16 protein-coding genes are annotated in these 19,273 nt (G+C 69.6%); 11 read left to right on the forward strand and 5 right to left on the reverse strand.

Annotated elements, in window-relative coordinates:
- Positions 1-170: 170 nt before the first annotated feature.
- A complete protein-coding gene (locus A5727_RS21325; RefSeq protein ID WP_068254635.1) occupies positions 171-689 on the reverse strand; it encodes an SRPBCC family protein in 519 nt (172 codons plus the stop codon).
- Between the two features lie 146 nt (positions 690-835).
- On the opposite strand from A5727_RS21325, the gene aspS reads away from it, so the two are divergent.
- Both aspS and A5727_RS21335 read left to right on the forward strand, forming a co-directional pair.
- Entirely contained in the window at positions 836-2,611 is a 1,776-nt protein-coding gene (gene aspS / locus A5727_RS21330; protein WP_068254638.1) for an aspartate--tRNA ligase, read from the forward strand.
- Positions 2,608-3,057, forward strand: coding sequence for a nitroreductase family deazaflavin-dependent oxidoreductase (locus tag A5727_RS21335; protein ID WP_068254643.1), 450 nt, complete (start codon positions 2,608-2,610; stop codon positions 3,055-3,057). The genes aspS and A5727_RS21335 overlap by 4 nt, the downstream gene beginning before the upstream one ends.
- A gap of 12 nt (positions 3,058-3,069) precedes the next feature.
- Here the strand turns inward: A5727_RS21335 and A5727_RS21340 are convergent, their stop codons facing one another.
- Positions 3,070-3,999, reverse strand: a complete 930-nt coding sequence (locus tag A5727_RS21340) for an alpha/beta hydrolase (protein ID WP_231992180.1) — start codon at positions 3,997-3,999, stop codon at positions 3,070-3,072.
- A gap of 41 nt (positions 4,000-4,040) precedes the next feature.
- Positions 4,041-5,225, reverse strand: coding sequence for a thiolase family protein (locus A5727_RS21345; RefSeq protein WP_068254649.1), 1,185 nt, complete (start codon positions 5,223-5,225; stop codon positions 4,041-4,043).
- A gap of 87 nt (positions 5,226-5,312) precedes the next feature.
- Here A5727_RS21345 and A5727_RS21350 point away from each other — a divergent pair, with 87 nt between their 5' ends.
- From A5727_RS21350 to A5727_RS21380, 7 genes are all read left to right on the forward strand, one after another.
- The gene (locus A5727_RS21350) at positions 5,313-5,804 is read left to right on the forward strand and encodes a winged helix-turn-helix transcriptional regulator (protein ID WP_068254703.1); all 492 of its coding nucleotides are present in this window, start codon (positions 5,313-5,315) and stop codon (positions 5,802-5,804) included.
- On the forward strand, positions 5,801-7,141 hold the full coding sequence (locus tag A5727_RS21355) for a hypothetical protein (protein ID WP_068254657.1): 1,341 nt from the start codon (positions 5,801-5,803) through the stop codon (positions 7,139-7,141). Before A5727_RS21350 ends, A5727_RS21355 begins: the two co-directional genes overlap by 4 nt.
- Positions 7,142-7,201: 60 nt before the next feature.
- Positions 7,202-10,543: a transglutaminase family protein gene (locus A5727_RS21360; RefSeq protein WP_068254660.1), complete on the forward strand. Its 3,342-nt coding sequence runs from the start codon at positions 7,202-7,204 to the stop codon at positions 10,541-10,543.
- 111 nt (positions 10,544-10,654) lie between these two features.
- Positions 10,655-13,321 carry a circularly permuted type 2 ATP-grasp protein gene (locus A5727_RS21365; RefSeq protein ID WP_082949945.1) on the forward strand — a complete coding sequence of 889 codons (2,667 nt, stop codon included), beginning with the start codon at positions 10,655-10,657 and terminating at the stop codon, positions 13,319-13,321.
- Positions 13,318-14,262 (forward strand): transglutaminase family protein, encoded by a 945-nt coding sequence (locus A5727_RS21370; protein ID WP_068254705.1) that lies wholly within the window; start codon positions 13,318-13,320, stop codon positions 14,260-14,262. Before A5727_RS21365 ends, A5727_RS21370 begins: the two co-directional genes overlap by 4 nt.
- Positions 14,255-15,325 carry a zinc-binding metallopeptidase family protein gene (locus tag A5727_RS21375; protein WP_068254663.1) on the forward strand — a complete coding sequence of 357 codons (1,071 nt, stop codon included), beginning with the start codon at positions 14,255-14,257 and terminating at the stop codon, positions 15,323-15,325. The genes A5727_RS21370 and A5727_RS21375 overlap by 8 nt, the downstream gene beginning before the upstream one ends.
- 53 nt (positions 15,326-15,378) lie before the next feature.
- Positions 15,379-16,218, forward strand: a complete 840-nt coding sequence (locus A5727_RS21380; protein ID WP_068254666.1) for a DUF3097 domain-containing protein — start codon at positions 15,379-15,381, stop codon at positions 16,216-16,218.
- 1 nt (position 16,219) lies between these two features.
- On the opposite strand, the gene A5727_RS21385 is transcribed toward A5727_RS21380, so the two are convergent.
- Positions 16,220-16,801 carry a hypothetical protein gene (locus A5727_RS21385; protein WP_068254669.1) on the reverse strand — a complete coding sequence of 194 codons (582 nt, stop codon included), beginning with the start codon at positions 16,799-16,801 and terminating at the stop codon, positions 16,220-16,222.
- Between the two features lie 128 nt (positions 16,802-16,929).
- Between A5727_RS21385 and A5727_RS21390 the strand changes: the two genes are divergently transcribed.
- The gene (locus A5727_RS21390) at positions 16,930-18,312 is read left to right on the forward strand and encodes a replication-associated recombination protein A (RefSeq protein WP_068254677.1); all 1,383 of its coding nucleotides are present in this window, start codon (positions 16,930-16,932) and stop codon (positions 18,310-18,312) included.
- Positions 18,313-18,363: 51 nt separating this feature from the next.
- Here the strand turns inward: A5727_RS21390 and A5727_RS21395 are convergent, their stop codons facing one another.
- Positions 18,364-18,654: a GlsB/YeaQ/YmgE family stress response membrane protein gene (locus tag A5727_RS21395; RefSeq protein ID WP_068254680.1), complete on the reverse strand. Its 291-nt coding sequence runs from the start codon at positions 18,652-18,654 to the stop codon at positions 18,364-18,366.
- Positions 18,655-18,868: 214 nt separating this feature from the next.
- On the opposite strand from A5727_RS21395, the gene A5727_RS21400 reads away from it, so the two are divergent.
- A complete protein-coding gene (locus A5727_RS21400; RefSeq protein WP_068254686.1) occupies positions 18,869-19,270 on the forward strand; it encodes a secondary thiamine-phosphate synthase enzyme YjbQ in 402 nt (133 codons plus the stop codon).
- Positions 19,271-19,273: the final 3 nt, after the last annotated feature.

Consider the following 19,273-nt stretch of genomic DNA (forward strand, 5'->3'; position numbering starts at 1 on the left):
CGCACCCCCGCCGAAGAACTCCACCGACTACTGTCAGACCCGTCCACATTCGCTGCAGCCACCGCTTGAATCCGCCCCAGGTGGGGGTGCGAACAAGTTCAACTCTCGGCGCGGGAGCGTGGGTGCGGGCTCGCGGGGAGTGTGGGAGTGCGGGCTTACGGGCCCGCAGCTCAGCTGGAGGCCGTGCTGTCAGCGAACCGTTCGACGCAGTAGCGCCGCAGATTGTGCAGGAACCGCTGGAACAGCCAGCCCATCACGGGCTGGCCGGTGAACAGCCCGAACCGGCCCGCGAGCCCGTTGGGCTTGAGCGCCATGACCCAGGTGAGATGGCAGCCCTCCGGAGTCTCGACGACGCGGTAGTCCTCGGCGAACGCCGCGATGGCATCAGTGGTCGAGTTGTTGAACCGGAACGCCATATGGGTGTAGGGCGACCAGGCCAGGAACTCCTCGTCTCCGGTGATGCCGCCGCGCATGTTCACGGTCCGGGTGGTGCCCACCCCGCGCGGAGGCTCGCTGGTCCAGGTGACCCTGGTGATGACGGTCGCCCAGTGCGGCCACGATTCGGCGTCCTCGAGGACCTCGAACAACTGCTGTGGGGTGATCGGCAGATCGACCGTGCTGACGAACCGATACGGAGCGGAGTCGATGAAGTCCAGGTCGACGCGCTCGCAGGGGTGGCGCTTGGCCATGGTTGATCGCTCCTCGGGTCGGGGACGGCGCAGTTGACAGATCACGATAGCTGTCCACTGGGTGCTGCTCGCACGCGCGGGCAGTCGTCTATGCGCCTCCGTTTAGACTGGTCAGTCGTTCCACACCCCGAATCGAGGAGTACTTCGTGCTGCGCACCCGCACCGCCGGATCGTTGCGCGCCACCGACGCCGGACAGACCGTGACCCTGGCTGGCTGGGTGGCGCGTCGTCGGGACCACGGCGGCGTCATCTTCATCGACCTTCGTGACGCGAGCGGCGTCTCTCAGGTGGTGTTCCGCGAGGCCGACGTTCTCGCCCAGGCCCACCGTCTGCGCGCGGAGTTCTGCGTGGCCGTCGAGGGCGTGGTCGAGGTCCGGCCCGAGGGCAACGCCAACACCGAGATCCCGACGGGTGAGATCGAGGTGAACGCCACCTCGCTGACGGTGCTGGGCGAGAGTGCGCCCCTGCCGTTCCAACTCGACGAGACCGCGGGCGAAGAGGCCCGGCTGAAGTACCGGTACCTGGACCTGCGCCGCGAGGGCCCCGGCAACGCGATTCGGCTGCGGTCCAAGGTCAACGCGGCCGCCCGCGCCGTGCTCGCCGAGAACGACTTCATCGAGATCGAGACACCGACGCTGACCCGCTCGACCCCCGAGGGTGCCCGCGACTTCCTGGTCCCGGCGCGGCTGCAGCCCGGTTCGTTCTATGCGCTGCCGCAGAGCCCGCAGCTGTTCAAGCAGCTTCTGATGGTCGCGGGCATGGAGCGCTACTACCAAATCGCGCGGTGCTACCGCGACGAGGACTTCCGCGCCGACCGCCAGCCCGAATTCACCCAGCTGGACATGGAGATGAGCTTCGTCGAAGCCGACGACGTCATCGCGATCTCCGAGCAGGTCCTCAAGGCCGTGTGGGCGACCATCGGCTACGACCTGCCCACTCCGCTGCCGCGGATCAGCTACGACGAGGCCATGCGCCGGTTCGGTTCCGACAAGCCCGATCTGCGGTTCGGTCTCGAACTCGTCGAGTGCACCGAGTACTTCAAGGACACGCCGTTCCGGGTGTTCCAGTCGCCGTATGTCGGTGCGGTCGTCATGCCCGGCGGCGCCTCGCAACCGAGGCGCACGCTCGACGGCTGGCAGGAGTTCGCCAAGCAGCGCGGTCACAAGGGGCTGGCGTACGTGCTGGTCGCCGAGGACGGCACGCTGGGCGGCCCCGTCGCCAAGAACCTGACCGACGCCGAACGCGACGGCCTGGCCGCCCACGTCGGCGCCAAGCCGGGTGACTGCGTGTTCTTCTCCGCGGGCACGGCCAAGGCCGCGCGGGCGCTGCTCGGTGCGACGCGAATCGAGATCGCCAAGCGCCTGGACATGATCGACCCCGACCAGTGGGCGTTCACCTGGGTGGTCGACTGGCCGATGTTCGAATCCGCCGAGGAGGCCACGGCCTCCGGTGACGTCGCAGTCGGCGCCGGCGCCTGGACGGCGATGCACCACGCGTTCACCGCGCCCAAGCCGGAGTCGGAGGCCACCTTCGACACCGACCCGGGCAGCGCGCTGTCCGACGCCTACGACATCGTGTGCAACGGAAACGAAATCGGCGGCGGCTCGATCCGTATCCATCGCAGCGACCTCCAGGAGCGGGTGTTCGCGATGATGGGCATCGACCACGACGAGGCCCGGGATAAGTTCGGATTCCTGTTGGACGCCTTCACCTTCGGCGCACCCCCGCACGGCGGCATCGCGTTCGGCTGGGACCGGATCACCGCGCTGCTGGCCGGTGAGGACTCGATCCGCGAGGTCATCGCGTTCCCGAAGACCGGCGGCGGCGTCGATCCGCTGACCGATGCGCCCGCGCCCATCACCGCGGCGCAGCGCAAGGAGTCGGGCATCGACGCCAAACCCAAAGAGGCCGAGAAGGCTTGAGCGACTACGACTCCCGCAGGTACGCCGCCGACGCGGCGGCGTTGAGCAACCTCAACGCCGCCATCGTTGAGGAGTTCCGCAGCAACGGCGGCAGGGTCGGCGGCCCGTTCGAGGGCAGCACCCTGGTGCTGCTGCACACCACCGGGGCCAAGACGGGTAAGCAGCGCATGAGCCCGCTGGCCTACGTGACCATCGACGGCCGCAACTACATCGTGGGCTCGTTCGCCGGCGCGCCCAAGGATCCGGCGTGGACGCACAACCTGCGGGCCAACCCACGGGCGCGCATCGAGATCGGCACCGACGAGTACGACGTGCAGGCCCGTGAACTGCCCAAGGACGAGCGTGACATCGTCTACGCCAAACTGGCCGAGATGGTGCCGACGTTCGCGGCCTACCAGGCGGCCACCACGCGCGTCATCCCGCTGTTCGAACTGGTCCGGGTCTGACCCCGCCCGCGGTCAGGCCAGGAGGGCGCGGATGGCCGCGGCGAACTGCTCGCGCACGGGCGCACCGGAGGCGACGATGTCGACCATGCTCAGCGAGAGGTGGTTGTGTCCCTCGGCGCGGATGTGCGTGGTGGGCACGCCGGCCGCCGACAGCGCCTCGGCGTAGGCCGTGCCCTCGTCGCGCACGACGTCGCACTCGGCCGTGACGACGACGGCGGGGGCCAGGCCGCGCAAGTCCTTGGCCTGCAGGGGCGCGATGCGCGGATCGGTGCGGTCGGCCGGGTCGGCGTACTGCTCGAAACACCACTGCATCAGCGTGGTGTCGAGGCCATATCCTGTGCCGTACTCGACGTAGGAGGGCCGGGTGGTGTCGCTGTCGGTCACCGGCGTCAGCAGGGCCTGGCCGGCCAACTGCGGACCACCGGCGTCGCGGGCCAGCTGGGCCACCACCGCGGCGGTGCCGCCACCGGCGCTCCAGCCGGCCACGATGATCTGATCGGCACGGCCACCGAGGTCGGCGGCGTTCTTCGCGACCCACTGCAGGCCGGCGAACGCGTCATCGGCCACCGCGGGGAAGCGATGTTCGGGAGCGTGCCGGTACCCCAGCGACACGACGATCGCGCCGGTGCGGTCACACAGGTCGCGGCACAGCGGATCGTCCGAACGGGTCTCGCCCAGCACCCAGCCACCGGCGTGGTAGTAGACGATCACCGCATGCGGTCCCGGCGTCGCCGGGCGGTACAGCCGGTAGTCCAGTTCCCCGGCGGGGCCGGGGAACGTTCCGTCGACGACCTCGCCGACCTCGGGTCCCGGGGGCCGTCCGGTGCCGGCGGCCAGGAAGGCCGCACGAGCCTCCTCCACCGGAAGCGATTCCAGCGGCGGCGCGTCGAGGGCCGCCACCTGATCGAGAACCATCTGGACGTCAGGCTGGAGTTGAGTCACTTGACCATCTTTGCACCCCGATGATCACCGGGTGCAACGGCTCACACGCGTTCGATGATGGTCGCGTTGGCCATGCCGCCGCCCTCACACATGGTCTGCAGGCCGTACCGTCCGCCGCGCTGATGCAGGGCGTTGACCAGGGTGGTCATGATCCGAGCGCCACTTGCCCCCAGCGGATGGCCGATCGCGATGGCGCCGCCGTTGACGTTGGTCCGGGCCAGGTCGGCGCCGGTCTCCTTCGCCCACGAGAGCACGACGGGCGCGAACGCCTCATTGACCTCGAACAGGTCGATGTCCGACAGCGTCAGGCCCGAGCGGCTCAGCACCTTCTCGGTCGCGGGGATGACACCGGTCAGCATGTACAGCGGGTCCGACCCCACCACCGTCGTGGTGTGGACGCGCGCCAGCGGGGTCAAGCCGAGTCGTCTGGCCGCCGCCCCACTGGTGATGAGCACCGCGGCGCTGCCGTCGGACAGTGGCGAGGAGTTGCCCGGTGTGATCGCCCAGTTGATCTGCGGGAACCGAGCCCCGATGGCCTCGTTGTAGAACGCAGGCCGCAGTCCGGCCAGGCTCTCCACGGTGCTGCCGGGGCGGATGATCTCGTCGGTGGTCAGGCCGGCGAGGGGCGCGAGTTCGTTGTCGAACAGGCCGTCTTTCGTTGCGCGCGCGGCCTTCTCATGGCTGCTCGCGGAGAACTCGTCGAGTTCGGTGCGCGACAGATTCCACCTGGCGGCGATCAATTCGGCGCTGATGCCCTGCGCCACCAGGCCCTCGGGATAGCGCGCGGCCATGTCGGTGCCGAACGGGTTGCTTCCCGGAGTCACCGACGAGCCCATGGGCACTCGGCTCATGGACTCCACGCCCGCGGCGATGACGATGTCGTAGGCGCCGGCCTGCACACCCTGGGCGGCGAAGCTGATGGCCTGCTGGCTGCTGCCGCACTGCCGGTCGACGGTGGTTCCGGGCACAGTCTCGGGGAAGCCCGCGCCCAGCAGGGCGTTGCGGGCGATGTTGACGGCCTGGTCGCCCACCTGGGTTACGGCGCCGGCGATCACGTCGTCCACCTCGGCGGGGTCGACACCGGTCCGGGTGACCAGCTCCCGCAGGCTGTGGGCCAGAAGGTCGGCGGGCAGCACACCGTGCAGGGCCCCGCCGGGCTTGCCCTTGCCGACGGGGGTGCGCACCGCACCGACGATGACGGCGTCGCGATCTGAGAACCCGGTCATGTGAAACCTCCGCTGACTATCCTGATGTATACCCAGGCATATCACCCTGGGTATAGTGAAAACAACTCAGGAGTGAGGTTGATTCCGGTGGTGACACTCGTTGGCCCCCTGAAGGACCGCGACGCATGGTCGGCTGTCGGCCGATGCCCGATCGAGAGGACCATGGGCGTGGTCGGCACGAAGTCGGCGATGCTGATCATGCGGGAGGCCTACTACGGCACCACCCGGTTCGACGACTTCGCGCAGCGCGTCGGCATCACCAAGGCCGCCGCGTCGGCCCGCCTGGCGGAACTGGTCGACGCGGGCCTGCTCACCAAACGCCCCTACCGCGAACCGGGTCAGCGGACCAGGCACGAATACGTGCTGACGCAGGCCGGCGCCGATCTGATGCCCGTGGTGTGGGCGATGTTCGAGTGGGGGCGAAGGCATCTCGAGGACACCCGACTCCGCCTGACGCACCTCGGTTGTGGGGCTGAAGCGGGCGTTGAAATTCGTTGTGCGGAAGATCATGTGGTGCCGCCCGACGAACTCGGCATCGGTCTTGTCCGCCGCCGCGGGGGCGGTATTGTGCCCGCATGAGCGGTGAGGCGTCCAACACGCTGGCCTACATGGATCAGGGTTCCTTCAAGGGTCTGCGTGCGCTCGGCCGCGCCCCGATCATCCAGTTCCTCTGGATCTACGAGAACGGCGCGGATCTCGATGGCCTGCGCCGTTTCCACCGCGAACTGGGACACGGACTGCTCGGGCGTCGCATCGAGCGCTCGCCGCTGCCGTTCGGCCAGCCCCGATGGGTCACCTCCCTCGGTCCCCATGACATCGACGTCGCGGTGCGTGACTGTGACCGCGCCGACGTCGCGGCTTGGGCCGACGAACGCATCCGCGAACCCGTCGACCCGGAGTGGGGGCCCGCCTGGCACCTGGGCGTCACCGGGCTGAGCACGGGCGGATCCGCGGTCTCGCTGGTCGTATCGCATTCGGTCGCCGACGCGCTGGGATTGAGTCGGGCGATCGCCGACGCCGTGGGTGGGGTGCGATGGGACCTCGGGTACCCCGCACCGAGGTCTCGGACCCGCAGGCAGGCCCTCCTGCAGGACGGCGCGCAGTCGCTGCGCTCGATCCCGGAGATCGTCCGTGCGGTCGCGGCCACCGCCAGGGTGGCCCGCGAGCAGGGCAACGACCTTGCGGCTTCGGCGAAGTCGGTGAACGCGGCGAGTCGCGGCGCATCGAATGAGCCCGTCGTGGTGCCGACCGTCACGGTGCACATCGACACGGCGCAATGGGATGCCAAGACCAAAGCTCTTGGTGGAACCAGTAATTCGATGTTCGCCGGGTTCGCCGCGCGGCTCGGGCACAATCTGGGGCGGCTCGACGCAGACGGGCAGGCCATGCTGTCGTTCCCCGTCAGCGACCGGGCCGAGGGTGACACCCGAGCCAATGCGCTGAACACCATCACCGTCATGGCCGACCCGGAACTCGCCCTCATCGACCTCGCGGCGATCCGGGGCGCGCTCAAGAAGGAGCTCACCGAGCTCACCGCGGCGGGTGACGCGAATCTCGCGCCGCTGCCCCTGACCCCGCTGGTGCCCAGAATCCTGATGCGGCGGCTGGAGAAGATGATCCTGAAGGTGGGCCAGCCGATCGGCTGCTCGAACCTCGGCGAGCTCGACGCCGCGGTCAACCGGCCCGACGGCACCGACGCCGACTTCATCTCGCTCCGGATGCTCGAACCCCAGGTCACCCCCAAGATCCTGGAGGGCCTCGGCGGTCACCTGTACCTGGCGTCGGGACGCGCCGGCGGGAAGGTGTTCGTCACGGTCGCGGCCTGGACGGTCGGCGCGCCGAACTCCCGGTCGGAGGTGCGGGCCGTCGTCGAGCGGACCCTGGACGACTTCGGGCTGTCCGGCGTCGTCGACTGATCAGCTCGGCCTCGCCGCGTGCGATGCGGGTCGTCCGAGCTTGTGATGGGATCTGTTGCCATGGGCATAAAAGTGGCGCTGGAACATCGCACCAGCTACACGTTCGACCGTCTCGTCGAGGTGCATCCGCACGTCGTGCGGTTGCGCCCGGCCCCGCACTCGCGCACGCCGATCGAGGCCTACTCGCTGGACATCGAGCCCGCCGACCACTTCATCAACTGGCAGCAGGACGCGTTCGGTAACTTCCTGGCCCGCCTCGTCTTTCCGAACCGCACGCGGCAGCTGACCATCACCGTGGGCCTGATCGCCGATCTCAAGGTGATCAACCCGTTCGACTTCTTCATCGAGGAGTTCGCCGAGACCTTCCCGTTCGCCTACCCCAAGGCGATGGCCGAAGACCTCAAGCCCTACCTGCGCCCCGTCGACGAGGGGGAGGAGGGCTCAGGCCCGGGGGACCTGGTCAGCGCGTGGGTCCGGGATTTCATCGTGCCCCCGGGGACGCGGACCATCGACTTCCTGGTGGCGCTCAACCGCGCCGTCAACGCCGACGTCGGCTACAGCGTCCGGATGGAACCCGGTGTGCAGACGCCGGATCACACCCTGCGCACCGCGGTGGGATCGTGCCGTGACTCCGCCTGGCTGCTGGTGTCCATCCTGCGCCAACTCGGTCTGGCGGCGCGCTTCGTCTCCGGTTACCTCGTTCAGCTGACCTCGGATGTCGAAGCCCTCGACGGGCCCTCGGGCCCGGCGGCCGATTTCACCGATCTGCACGCCTGGACCGAGGTCTATGTGCCGGGGGCGGGCTGGATCGGCCTCGATCCCACCTCGGGCCTGTTCGCCGGGGAGGGCCACATCCCCCTGTCCGCGACACCTCACCCGGCGTCGGCGGCACCCATCACCGGTTCCACCGGCATCGCCGAGACCACCCTGGACTTCTCCAACACCGTCACGCGGATCCACGAGGACCCGCGGGTCACCCTGCCCTACACCGAATCCGCGTGGGCGGCCATCGTGGACCTGGGCGCGCGGGTCGACAAGAGGCTCAACGAGGGTGACGTCCGCCTGACGGTCGGCGGCGAGCCCACGTTCGTCTCGATCGACAACCAGGTCGACGACGAATGGACCACCGACGCCGACGGGCCGCACAAGCGGGAACGGGCCTCGGTGCTTGCCGCGCGCCTCAAACAGGTGTGGGCGCCCTTCGGCCTCGTACAGCGCAGCCAGGGTAAGTGGTATCCGGGGGAACCGTTGCCCCGCTGGCAGATCGGGCTGTACTGGCGCACCGACGGCGAACCCGTGTGGCGCGACGCGACGTTGCTGGCCGACCCGTGGCAGGAGGGGCCGCAGCTCGACTCCGCTGCCCCCGGCGCCGACCGGGAACTGCTCACCGCGATCGCCGACGGACTCGGCCTGCCGCGCACCCAGGTGCGCCCCGCCTTCGAGGACCCGCTGAGTCGACTCGCGGCCTCGGTGCGCATGCCCGCCGGCACGGCCGTCTCCGAGGACGACGACCTGGCGGAGGACAGTCGACAGGCGCGCGCGGCCCTGCTGGCCCGACTGGACAGCGCCGTCACCGAGCCCGCGGCGCATGTGCTGCCACTGCACCGCCGCGACGACGACGCGGGGTGGGCCAGTGCCGACTGGCGACTGCGCCGGGGACGCATCGTGCTGCTCGAGGGTGACTCGCCCGCAGGGCTGCGACTTCCACTGAACGCCATCAGTTGGACGCCACCCCGCACCACGTTCTCCGCCGACCCGTTGGCGGCGCGCGATGACTCCGACTCCGAGGACGCCGAGACCGCCGATGTCGAAGACGCGCCGGATGCGCCAATCACCGCCCTGGTGGCTGAGATTCGCGACGGGCTGCTCTATGTGTTCCTGCCGCCGACCGACGAACTGGATCACTTCCTCGACCTGGTCACCCGGCTGGAGGACGCGGCCGCGGCGCTGCGCTGCCCCGTGGTCGTCGAGGGTTACGGCCCGCCGCCCGATGCGCGGCTGCAGACCATGTCGATCACCCCAGATCCCGGTGTGATCGAGGTCAACGTCGCGCCCACCGCGAGCTTCGCCGAGCAGCGCGCCCAGTTGGAGACCCTCTACGAGCAGGCCCGGCTGTCGCGGCTGTCCACCGAGTCGTTCGACGTCGACGGAACCCACGGCGGTACGGGCGGCGGCAACCACATCACCCTCGGTGGGACCACCCCTGCGGACTCTCCGATGCTGCGCCGCCCGGACCTCCTGGTGTCGCTGCTGACCTACTGGCAGCGCCACCCCTCGCTGTCCTACCTGTTCGCGGGCCGCTTCGTCGGCACCACATCTCAGGCGCCGCGCGTGGACGAGGGCCGGGCCGAGGCCCTCTACGAACTCGAGATCGCGTTCGCGGAGGTCGCCAGGCTGACCGCGTCCGGAGCCCCCCAGCCGGGACATGGTCGCTCCGCAAGCGTCGCTCCGTGGGTCACCGACAGGGCGCTGCGGCATCTTCTGACCGACATCACCGGCAACACCCACCGCGCCGAGTTCTGCATCGACAAGCTCTACAGCCCCGACAGCGCGCGCGGCCGCCTCGGCCTGCTGGAACTGCGCGGCTTCGAGATGCCGCCGCATCCGCAGATGGCGATGGTGCAGTCGCTGCTCGTCCGTTCGCTGGTGTCGTGGTTCTGGGACCAGCCGCTGCGCGCGCCCCTGATCCGGCACGGCGCGAACCTGCACGGCCGATACCTGTTGCCGCACTACCTGATCCACGACATCGCCGACGTGGCAGCCGACCTGCGCGCGCACGGCATCGACTTCGAGACCAGCTGGCTGGACCCGTTCACCGAGTTCCGCTTCCCGCGCATCGGCACCGCGGTGTTCGACGGCGTCGAGATCGAACTCCGGGGTGCGATCGAACCGTGGAACACGCTCGGCGAGGAGTCGACCGGCACCGGCACCGCGCGCTATGTGGACTCCTCCCTGGAGCGCCTGCAGGTCAGGTTGATCGGCGCTGACCGGCAGCGCCATGTCGTCACCTGCAATGGTCACCCGATCCCGCTGCTGGCCACCGACAACCCCGACGTCCAGGTCGGGGGAGTTCGATACCGGGCCTGGCAACCGCCGAGCGCCCTGCACCCGACCATCACCGTCGACGGCCCCCTCCGCTTCGAACTCGTCGACACCGCGGCCGGCATGTCCCGGGGCGGGTGCACCTACCACGTCGCACACCCGGGGGGACGCTCCTACGAGACCCCGCCCGTCAACGCCGTCGAGGCCGAGTCCCGCCGCGGTCGACGTTTCGAGGCCACCGGATTCACGCCCGGCAGGGTCGACCTCGCCGACATCCGGGAGAAGCAGGCGCGCCAGTCGACCGACGTGGGCGCACCGGGCATCCTCGATCTGCGCCGGGTGCGTACCGTGCTGCAATGACCGGCTGCTGCCGAACCGCAGCCCCGCCACGACGATCGCAGTCGCGGATCCTCGGTGGCAACCATCTCCTTGTACGATTCTGGACATTTGCCAGAGGACAGGAGGTCGAGGTTGTCCGTCCCGCTGCCCGCCCCTGATTCCGAGGCGTATGCGGAGGTTCCCGCAGACCCCGACGGGTTGCTGGCCGGCTATCGGGCCGTCCGGACCCAGGAGACGCTGTTCGAGGCGAACGGGGACGCCGGGCCCGCCTACGACGAGTTCGTCGACGAGTCGGGTGAGGTGCGCGAAGTCTGGCGCGATCTGGCCGAGGCGGTGGCTCGCCGTGGTCGGACCGGCTTGGACCGGCTGCGCAGCGACGTGCTCACTCTCGTCGATCATGACGGCATCACCTACACACCCGTCGAGGCTGCCCCCGGTGCGCACGGTGTTGAGGCCGCCACTCCGACACCGTGGCGGCTCGATCCCATCCCGCTGCTCGTCTCGTCGGCGGACTGGGACACGCTCGAGGCGGGGCTGGTGCAGCGGTCCAGGCTGCTCGACGCCGTGCTGTCGGACTTCTACGGCCCGCGCCGGGCCCTGACGTCGGGGGCGTTCCCGGCTCAACTGCTGTTTGCTCACCCCGGTTACCTGCGGGCCGCGCGTGGCGTCGAGGTGCCGGGCCGCCATCAACTGTTCATGCACGGCTGCGACGTCAGCAGGCCCGACGGTGACGGCTTCGTGGTCAACGCCGACTGGACGCAGGCGCCCTCGGGCGCCGGCTACGCGCTGGCCGACCGCCGCGTCGTCGCGCACGCGTTCGCCGAGCTGTACGAGCAGGTCGCGCCGCGGGCCACCTCCCCGTTCGCGCAGGCGCTGCGGCTCTCGCTGATCGAGGCGGCGCCCGAGAAGGCCGAGGACCCCGCGGTGGTGGTGCTCAGCCCGGGCATCCACTCCGAGACCGCGTTCGACCAGGCCTACCTCGCCTCGGTGCTGGGCTTCCCGCTCGTCGAGAGCGCCGACCTCGTGGTGCGGGACGGGAAGCTGTGGATGCGCTCGCTGGGCACCCTCAAACGGGTCGACGTCGTGCTCCGGCGCGTCGACGCGGCGTGGTCAGATCCGCTGGACCTGCGCGCCGACTCACGCCTGGGGGTCGTCGGCCTGGTCGAGGCCGCACGCCGGGGCACCGTGACGGTCGTCAACACCATCGGCAGCGGAATCCTGGAGAGCCCCGCGCTGCTGCGCTTCCTCCCGGAGCTCGCGCGTGAGCTGCTCGGCGAGACGCCGCAGCTGCCGACGGTCCAAACCTATTGGGGCGGAATCGACGTCGAGCGGTCGCACCTGCTGGCCAACCTGGGCTCGCTGCTGATCCGCTCCACGGTCGGCGGGCCCGACATCATCGGGCCGAACATGTCGGGCGTTCGACGGGAGGCGCTGGCCGAGTGCATCAACGCCGAACCCTGGAAATGGATCGGGCAGGAGTTCGCGCAGTTCTCGTCCGCGCCGACCGCGCACCAGCGGGGCGGCCTGGCGTCAGCCGGTGTGGGCCTGCGCCTGTTCAGCGTGTCGCAGCGGGGTGGCTATGCGCCGATGATCGGGGGCCTGGGCTATGTCGTGGCACCGGGTCCGGGTTCGCACACGCCGAACACCGTTGCCGCCAAAGATATCTGGATTCTGCCGACGACCAGGGCCGGGGTGCAGGCCCCGGCGCCCGCCGTCGACCTCGCGCCGGTCCGGCCCGTCAGCGCCGCGGGCGTCCGCGCGGTCAGTTCGCCGCGTGTCCTGTCCGACCTGTTCTGGACGGGCCGGTACGCCGAACGGGCCGAGCACACGGCCAGGCTTCTGACGGTCACTCGCGAGCGCTACCACGAGTACCGGCACCGGCAGTACAGCGACGCCAGTGAGTGCGTGCCGGCCCTGCTGGCCGCGCTGGGACAGCTCACCGGCACCGACACCGGCGCCGGCGGAGACCGTGCCGAGATGATCGCGACCACGCCCACCACGCTGTGGTCGCTGACCACCGACCGGGGCAGGCCGGGATCGCTGGCGCAGTCCATCGAACGCCTCGGCCGGGCCGCGCGCGGCGTCCGTGACCAGATGTCGAACGACACCTGGATGGTCCTGGCCGCGGTCGACCGGGCAGTCCTGCCGCTGGCCTCGACCACGCCGAACTCGCAGGTGATCGCCGACACCCAGATGGCCGCGGCCCACTCCGGGACCCTGGCGGGGATGCTCGCGCTGGCCGGTGTCGCCGCGGAGTCCATGGTCCAGGACGTGGGCTGGATGATGATGGACATCGGCAAGCGCATCGAACGGGGTCTGGGACTCTCGGCGCTTCTGCGCGCGACCATGACCACCGCGCGCAGCCCCGAATCCGACCAGGCCATCACCGAGTCCACGCTCGTGGTCTGCGAATCCGCGGTGATCTACCGGCGCCGCAACCTCGGCAAGGTCAGTGTGGCCGCGGTGGCCGAACTCGTGCTCTTCGACGCCGAGAACCCGCGGTCGCTGGTGTATCAGCTGGCGCGACTGCGGGCGAACCTGCGGGCACTGCCCGGGGCTTCCGGTTCGTCGCGCGCCGAGCGCCTCGTCGACGAGATCAGCACGCGCCTGCGCCGCATCGACCCCGAGGAGTTGGAGACCACCGACGGCGACGGCATCCGCACCGAACTGCGCGGCCTGCTCGACGGTGTGCACGACGGCCTGCGCGAACTGTCGACGGTCATCACCGCGACGCAGCTGTCGCTGCCCGGTGACATCCAGCCCCTGTGGGGACCCGACCAGCGGAGGCTGTTGCCCTGACCAGCTACCCCGACGGGCCCGTCCCGGCCCCGGCCGGCGAGCGGCCCAGCCGCTGCTACCGCATCACCCACGAGACCCGCTACCGGTACTCGGATGTCGTGACCAGCTCGTACGGGAGGGGGTTCCTCACCCCGCGCGACGTCGCGCGCCAGCGTTGCCTGACCCACGAGCTGGACATCGACCCGGCACCGGCCGACCGCTCCACGAGCCGCGACGCGTACGGCAACATCAGCAGCTACTTCCACGTCACCCAGCGGCACCGGCAGTTGACCGTCACCGGCACCTCGGTCGTCGAGGTCGACCCGCCGCCCGCCGAGCACTACGGCGCCGGTTCGGCAGTGGCGCCATGGGAGATCGCCCGGCCTGTGGGCCTCGACAGCGCGCTGGCCACCGAGTTCACCCTTGACCTGCAACCGCCCGAGATCACCGACGCCGTCCGGGACTACGCGGCCCCGAGCTTCGTGGCGGGCCGCCCCCTGATCGAGGTGCTCACCGACCTCAACGCCCGCATCTTCGATGACTTCACCTACCGGTCCGGTTCGACGACCGTCTCCACCCAGGTGGCCGAGGTTTTGGCCGCGCGCGAGGGGGTATGTCAGGACTTCGCGAGGCTCGCGATCGCCTGCCTGCGCGCGAATGGGTTGGCCGCCTGCTACATCTCGGGGTACCTGGCCACCGACCCGCCACCGGGAAAGGAGCGCATGGTGGGCATCGATGCCACCCATGCCTGGGCTGCGGTGTGGACACCGCAGGGCCAATGGCTGGGGCTGGATCCGACCAACGACCAGATGGTCGACGAGCGTTACATCGTCGTCGGCTGGGGTCGTGACTACGCCGACGTCCCACCCCTGCGGGGCATCATCTACACCGACTCCGAGCACAGCGTGATCGACGTGTCGGTGGATGTGGCGCCGTTCGACGGAGGAGTACTGCATGCGTGACTTCCTGTGCCCCAACTGCGGTCAGCACCTGACGTTCGAGAATTCGCTGTGCCTGTCGTGCGGCAGCGCTGTCGGTTTCTCGCTGAGCGACGATGCGATGCTGGTGATCGCGTCGGGTCAGGACAGTGAACACGGTGGCGCGGTGGATGCCGCGCAGTACCGGCTGTGCGCCAACCTGCATCTGGCGGAGTGCAATTGGCTCGTCAAACTCGACCCGACCAGCACGGTGCAGGGTGAGCTGTGCGCGTCGTGCCGGCTGACCCGGACCCGGCCCCACGACACCGACACCAAGGCCCTGGCGGCATTCGCGGCCGCCGAGCGGGCCAAGCGGAGGTTGATCGCGGAACTGGCGGAGTTGAAGCTGCCGATAGTGGGACGTGACGCCGATCCACAGTTCGGGTTGGCCTTCGACCTGCTCTCCAGCGAGAGCGAGAAGGTGTTCACCGGCCACGAGAACGGCGTCATCACACTGGATCTGGCCGAGGGCGACGACGTGCACCGCGAGCAGCTGCGGATCTCGATGGACGAGCCGTACCGCACCCTGCTCGGTCACTTCCGGCACGAGATCGGGCACTACTACTTCTACCGGTTGATCGGCACCTCAGCCGACTATTCGGCACGGTTCCGCGACCTGTTCGGCGACCCCGACGCCGACTACCAGGAGGCGCTGGACCGGCACTACAGCGACGGTGCGCCGGCGGGGTGGGAGCAGGAGTTCGTCTCCTCCTACGCCACCATGCACGCCGCCGAGGACTGGGCCGAGACGTTCGCGCACTACCTGCACATCCGCGACACACTCGACACCTCGGCCGCCTACGGCTTCGCCCCGGCGGGCGCGACATTCGACCGAAGGGTGCTCGGCCCCAGCGGTTTCGACAGCATCATCGAGATGTGGCTGCCGCTGGCGTGGGGCCTGAACATGGTCAACCGGTCGATGGGCCACGACGATCTCTACCCGTTCGTGCTGCCCGCGCCGGTGTTGGAGAAGATGCGTTTCGTCCACACCGTGATCGACGACGTCACCTCCGACCCGGCCAAACTGGCAGCCGCCGCCGGAGGTTGAGCCGGGCGTGGCGAAACCGGGCGCCGACGTCAGGGCTGCCTAGGATCGCTCGGGTGAGTGACCGCTACGGCAACGACATCCTGTCCCGCAATCCGCATCAGAGCCGTCGGCCGAAGTCCGTCGAACGGGCGGCGGAGATCGGCCTCGTCGTCGAGGATGCGACGAGCGGATTCGTCGGCGCGATCGTGCGGGTGGAGTACGGCCGGATGGATCTCGAGGACAGGCACGGCCGGGTCCGGGGATTTCCCGTCGGCCCGGGCTATCTGATCGACGGCGCGCCCGTGATCCTCACCCCGCCGAAGGCCGCGGCGCCGAAGGCTCCCGCCCGCACCGCATCCGGATCGGTGGCGGTCACCGGCGCGCGGGCCAGGGTCGCGCTGCGCAGCCGCATCTACGTGGAGGGCCGGCACGACGCCGAACTCGTCGAGCAGGTGTGGGGCGACGACCTGCGCATCGAAGGCGTCGTGGTCGAGTACCTCGGCGGCGTCGACGACCTGCCCGCCATCGTCGCCGATTTCGCGCCGGGTCCCGGCCGACGGCTCGGCTGCCTCGTCGACCACCTGGTGCCGGGCTCGAAGGAGGAACGGATCGCGCGCGAGGTCGAACGCGGACCCGGCGGTGCGCACACGCTGGTCGTCGGCCACCCGTACGTCGACATCTGGCAGTCGGTCAAACCCGCCCGGCTCGGTCTCAAGGAGTGGCCGAGGATTCCCCGCAACGTCGAATGGAAGCACGGCATCTGCGACGCATTGGGCCTTCCGCACGCCGATCAGGCCGACATCGCGCGGGCCTGGCAGCGCATCCGTTCGAGGGTCCGAGACTGGAATGACCTGGAACCCGCGCTGATCGGCCGCGTTGAGGAACTCATCGACTTCGTCACGGCCCCCGAGTGACTCAGGAGCAGATGCTGGGCCGTCCGACCAGATAGTTGCACATGGGGGGGAACCTGTGGTCCACCGGCGGGTCCAGCGGGCCGACGAAGGCCAGGGTGAAGGGCGCCTTCGTCATGCCCGGCTGGCGGCCGCACACCGCGTCCCAGATGGTGGTCCGGGTGCCGGAGAGCGTGGCCTGGTCGAACTCGAAGTTGTCGGTCACGGGCGCGGCGCTGCCGTCGGGGCACTCCAGCCTGCCCGCGGTGTTGGAGAACGTCCACAGGCCGCCGGTGAGCCGGCCTCGGCCGGCAAGGTTCAGCAGCGCCTCGTCGGGTGTGAAGTTGTCCTCGGTCTTGGACGACACCAGCAGGGTGCAGCCCAGAGTCTGGATCGTGGTGTCGGTGTAGTCCTCCTGCGCCCTGGTGCCGCTGGCCTGGACACACAGCGACTGCATGGTCCAGTACGCGGCGGGCTTGCCGGGCTCTGTGTACACGTAGTAGCCGTCGGCGGGCGGGACGAGGTCAGCCGCGGCAGTCGGGGCCGGTCCGAGGGTCGCGGCAGCGGCGAACAGAACGATCGCGCCGATCCGGTGCAGCAGCGTCATGACATTCCTTTCGCCCACCCGCGTGGTGAGACCTCCCAGGTTTATCACCTCGGGTGATCACAGTCACCCCAGTGGCCTCAATGGTGCGGTGTCTCGTGCATGTCGCGGGCGCATGGTAAGCACACAACGTGAGCGACGGCCTGTTCGACGTGCCCGGCGCCGACGCCCCCGAGTCGGTGGGCGGCGGCTCGGCGCTGTCCGCGGTCGGTCCGTCCACCCCGCTGGCCGTTCGGATGCGGCCGGCGAGCCTCGATGAGGTCGTCGGGCAGGACCATCTGCTGCGCCAGGGCTCGCCGCTGCGCCGCCTCGTCGACGGCTCCGGAGCGGCCTCGGTGATCCTCTACGGGCCGCCGGGCACCGGCAAGACCACCCTGGCGTCGTTGATCTCGCATGCCACCGGACGGCGATTCGAGGCGCTGTCGGCACTGTCGGCGGGGGTCAAGGAGGTGCGCGCGGTCATCGACGTGGCCCGCCGCGCAGCGGCCTACGGCGAACAGACCGTGCTGTTCATCGACGAGGTGCACCGCTTCTCCAAGACTCAGCAGGACGCGCTGCTGGCCGCGGTCGAGAACCGGATCGTGCTGCTGGTCGCCGCGACCACCGAGAACCCGTCGTTCTCGGTGGTGGCGCCGCTGCTGTCCCGTTCCCTGATCCTGCAGTTGCGGCCACTGGATCCCGCGGGCATCGCGACCGTGGTGCGACGCGCCATCGACGACGAGCGCGGGCTCGGCGGCCGGATCGAGGTCGACGACACCGCCGTCGACCTCCTGGTGCAGTTGGCCGCGGGTGACGCGCGGCGCGCGCTCACCGCGCTCGAGGTGGCCGCCGAGACGGCCGCGTCGGCGGGGGAGCGGGTGACGGTCGAGACCGTCGAGCAGTCGCTGGACCAGGCCGCGGTGCGCTACGACCGTGACGGTGACCAGCACTACGACGTCATCAGCGCCTTCATCAAGAGTGTGCGGGGCTCCGACGTCGACGCGGCGCTGCACTACCTGGCGCGGATGCTGACCGCCGGCGAGGATCCGCGGTTCATCGCGCGGCGGCTGATGATCCTGGCCAGTGAGGACATCGGCATGGCGGACCCGACCGCGCTGCCGCTGGCGGTCGCCGCGGCGCAGACGGTCCAGTTGATCGGGCTGCCGGAGGCGCAGCTGACGCTCGCGCACGCGACGGTGCACCTGGCGACCGCACCCAAGTCCAACGCCGTCACCACGGCGCTGGGCGCCGCGATGGCCGACATCAGGGCCGGCAAGGCCGGCCTGGTGCCTGCGCACCTGCGTGACGGCCACTACGCGGGTGCGGCTGCCCTGGGCCACGCGCAGGGCTACAGATATGCCCATGACCACCCGGACGGTGTTGTGGCGCAGCAGTATCCACCGGACGAGCTGGTGGGCACCGACTATTACCGCCCGACATCACGCGGGGCTGAGCGTGAGATCTCGACGCGGGTGGAGAAACTGCGCGCCATCATTCGCCGGGTCGGAGGTCGGCAGGGACCCACACATAAGTGATCCCGACTGACCGGTGGAGGGAAGTCAGCCGGGACCAGGTTGTGAGGTGATCTACCTGCGCATCAGACCGCTGCGATGCCGACGGCCCATCATGGCCGCGACCAGCGCCACGCCCGCGACCGCGACGACCACCTGCACGAGCAGTTCGAGCCAGTCGACCCCGTTGGTCGCCGTCGGGATTCCGATGGCACGGGCCAGGGCGGTGCCGAGAAGCGCCGAGACGATGCCGACGATCACAGTCAGAAGGACGCCGATGGGCTGCTTGCCCGGCAGCACAAGGCGGGCCAGCACGCCGACGAGCGCGCCGATGAGGATCGCACTGATGATTCCGGTGATGGTCATGTCTGCCTCGCTGGGTGAGTGCCGATGAACTGTGACGGTGAGATACCCCACTGCCGAGGGCGATAAACGCGGGCGTGAATTACCGGCACCTGACTCGGGGGTGGCGCCCAGATTGCCGTGAGGGTCGTCACCCGCCTGGTGGAACGTCCCTCACCGCAGTTTCGCGCGGGGAAGGTGGCAGACCTCCGCGTCTGAACCTGCCTAGGCTGGACGTGTGGACAGTCAGGTTCTCGAAATCGACACGTCGCGGCGACGGATCGCCGACCTCACCGACGACGTGCAGGCCTTCTGCGCTTCGCGTGGCGCGGGACTGTGCAACGTGTTCGTCCCGCACGCCACCGCGGGTGTGGCGATCATCGAGACGGGCGCGGGCTCCGATGACGACCTGGTCGACGCGCTCGAGCGTCTGCTGCCCCGGGACGGCCGGTACCGGCATGAACACGGATCGCCCGGGCACGGTGCCGACCATGTGCTGCCCGGGATCGTGTCCCCGTCGGTCACCATTCCGGTGCTGGACGGCAGGCCACTGCTGGGCACCTGGCAGAGTGTCGTGCTGGTCGACCTGAACAGGGACAATCCGCAGCGGTCGGTGCGGCTGAGCTTCGTGGAGGGCTGACTG

Source organism: Mycobacterium sp. ACS4331 (assembly GCF_001667265.1).
In the GTDB taxonomy this organism is placed as follows: Bacteria; Actinomycetota; Actinomycetes; order Mycobacteriales; family Mycobacteriaceae; genus Mycobacterium.

Bases quoted from the DNA above. Each gene is read 5' to 3' on its own strand.
- A5727_RS21385 (WP_068254669.1), bottom strand. From the start codon at position 16,801: ATGACGCTGCTGCACCGGATCGGCGCGATCGTTCTGTTCGCCGCTGCC.
- A5727_RS21360 (WP_068254660.1), top strand. From the start codon at position 7,202: ATGGGCATAAAAGTGGCGCTGGAACATCGCACCAGCTACACGTTCGAC.
- A5727_RS21395 (WP_068254680.1), bottom strand. From the start codon at position 18,654: ATGACCATCACCGGAATCATCAGTGCGATCCTCATCGGCGCGCTCGTC.
- A5727_RS21345 (WP_068254649.1), bottom strand. From the start codon at position 5,225: ATGACCGGGTTCTCAGATCGCGACGCCGTCATCGTCGGTGCGGTGCGC.
- A5727_RS21375 (WP_068254663.1), top strand. From the start codon at position 14,255: ATGCGTGACTTCCTGTGCCCCAACTGCGGTCAGCACCTGACGTTCGAG.
- A5727_RS21325 (WP_068254635.1), bottom strand. From the start codon at position 689: ATGGCCAAGCGCCACCCCTGCGAGCGCGTCGACCTGGACTTCATCGAC.
- A5727_RS21355 (WP_068254657.1), top strand. From the start codon at position 5,801: ATGAGCGGTGAGGCGTCCAACACGCTGGCCTACATGGATCAGGGTTCC.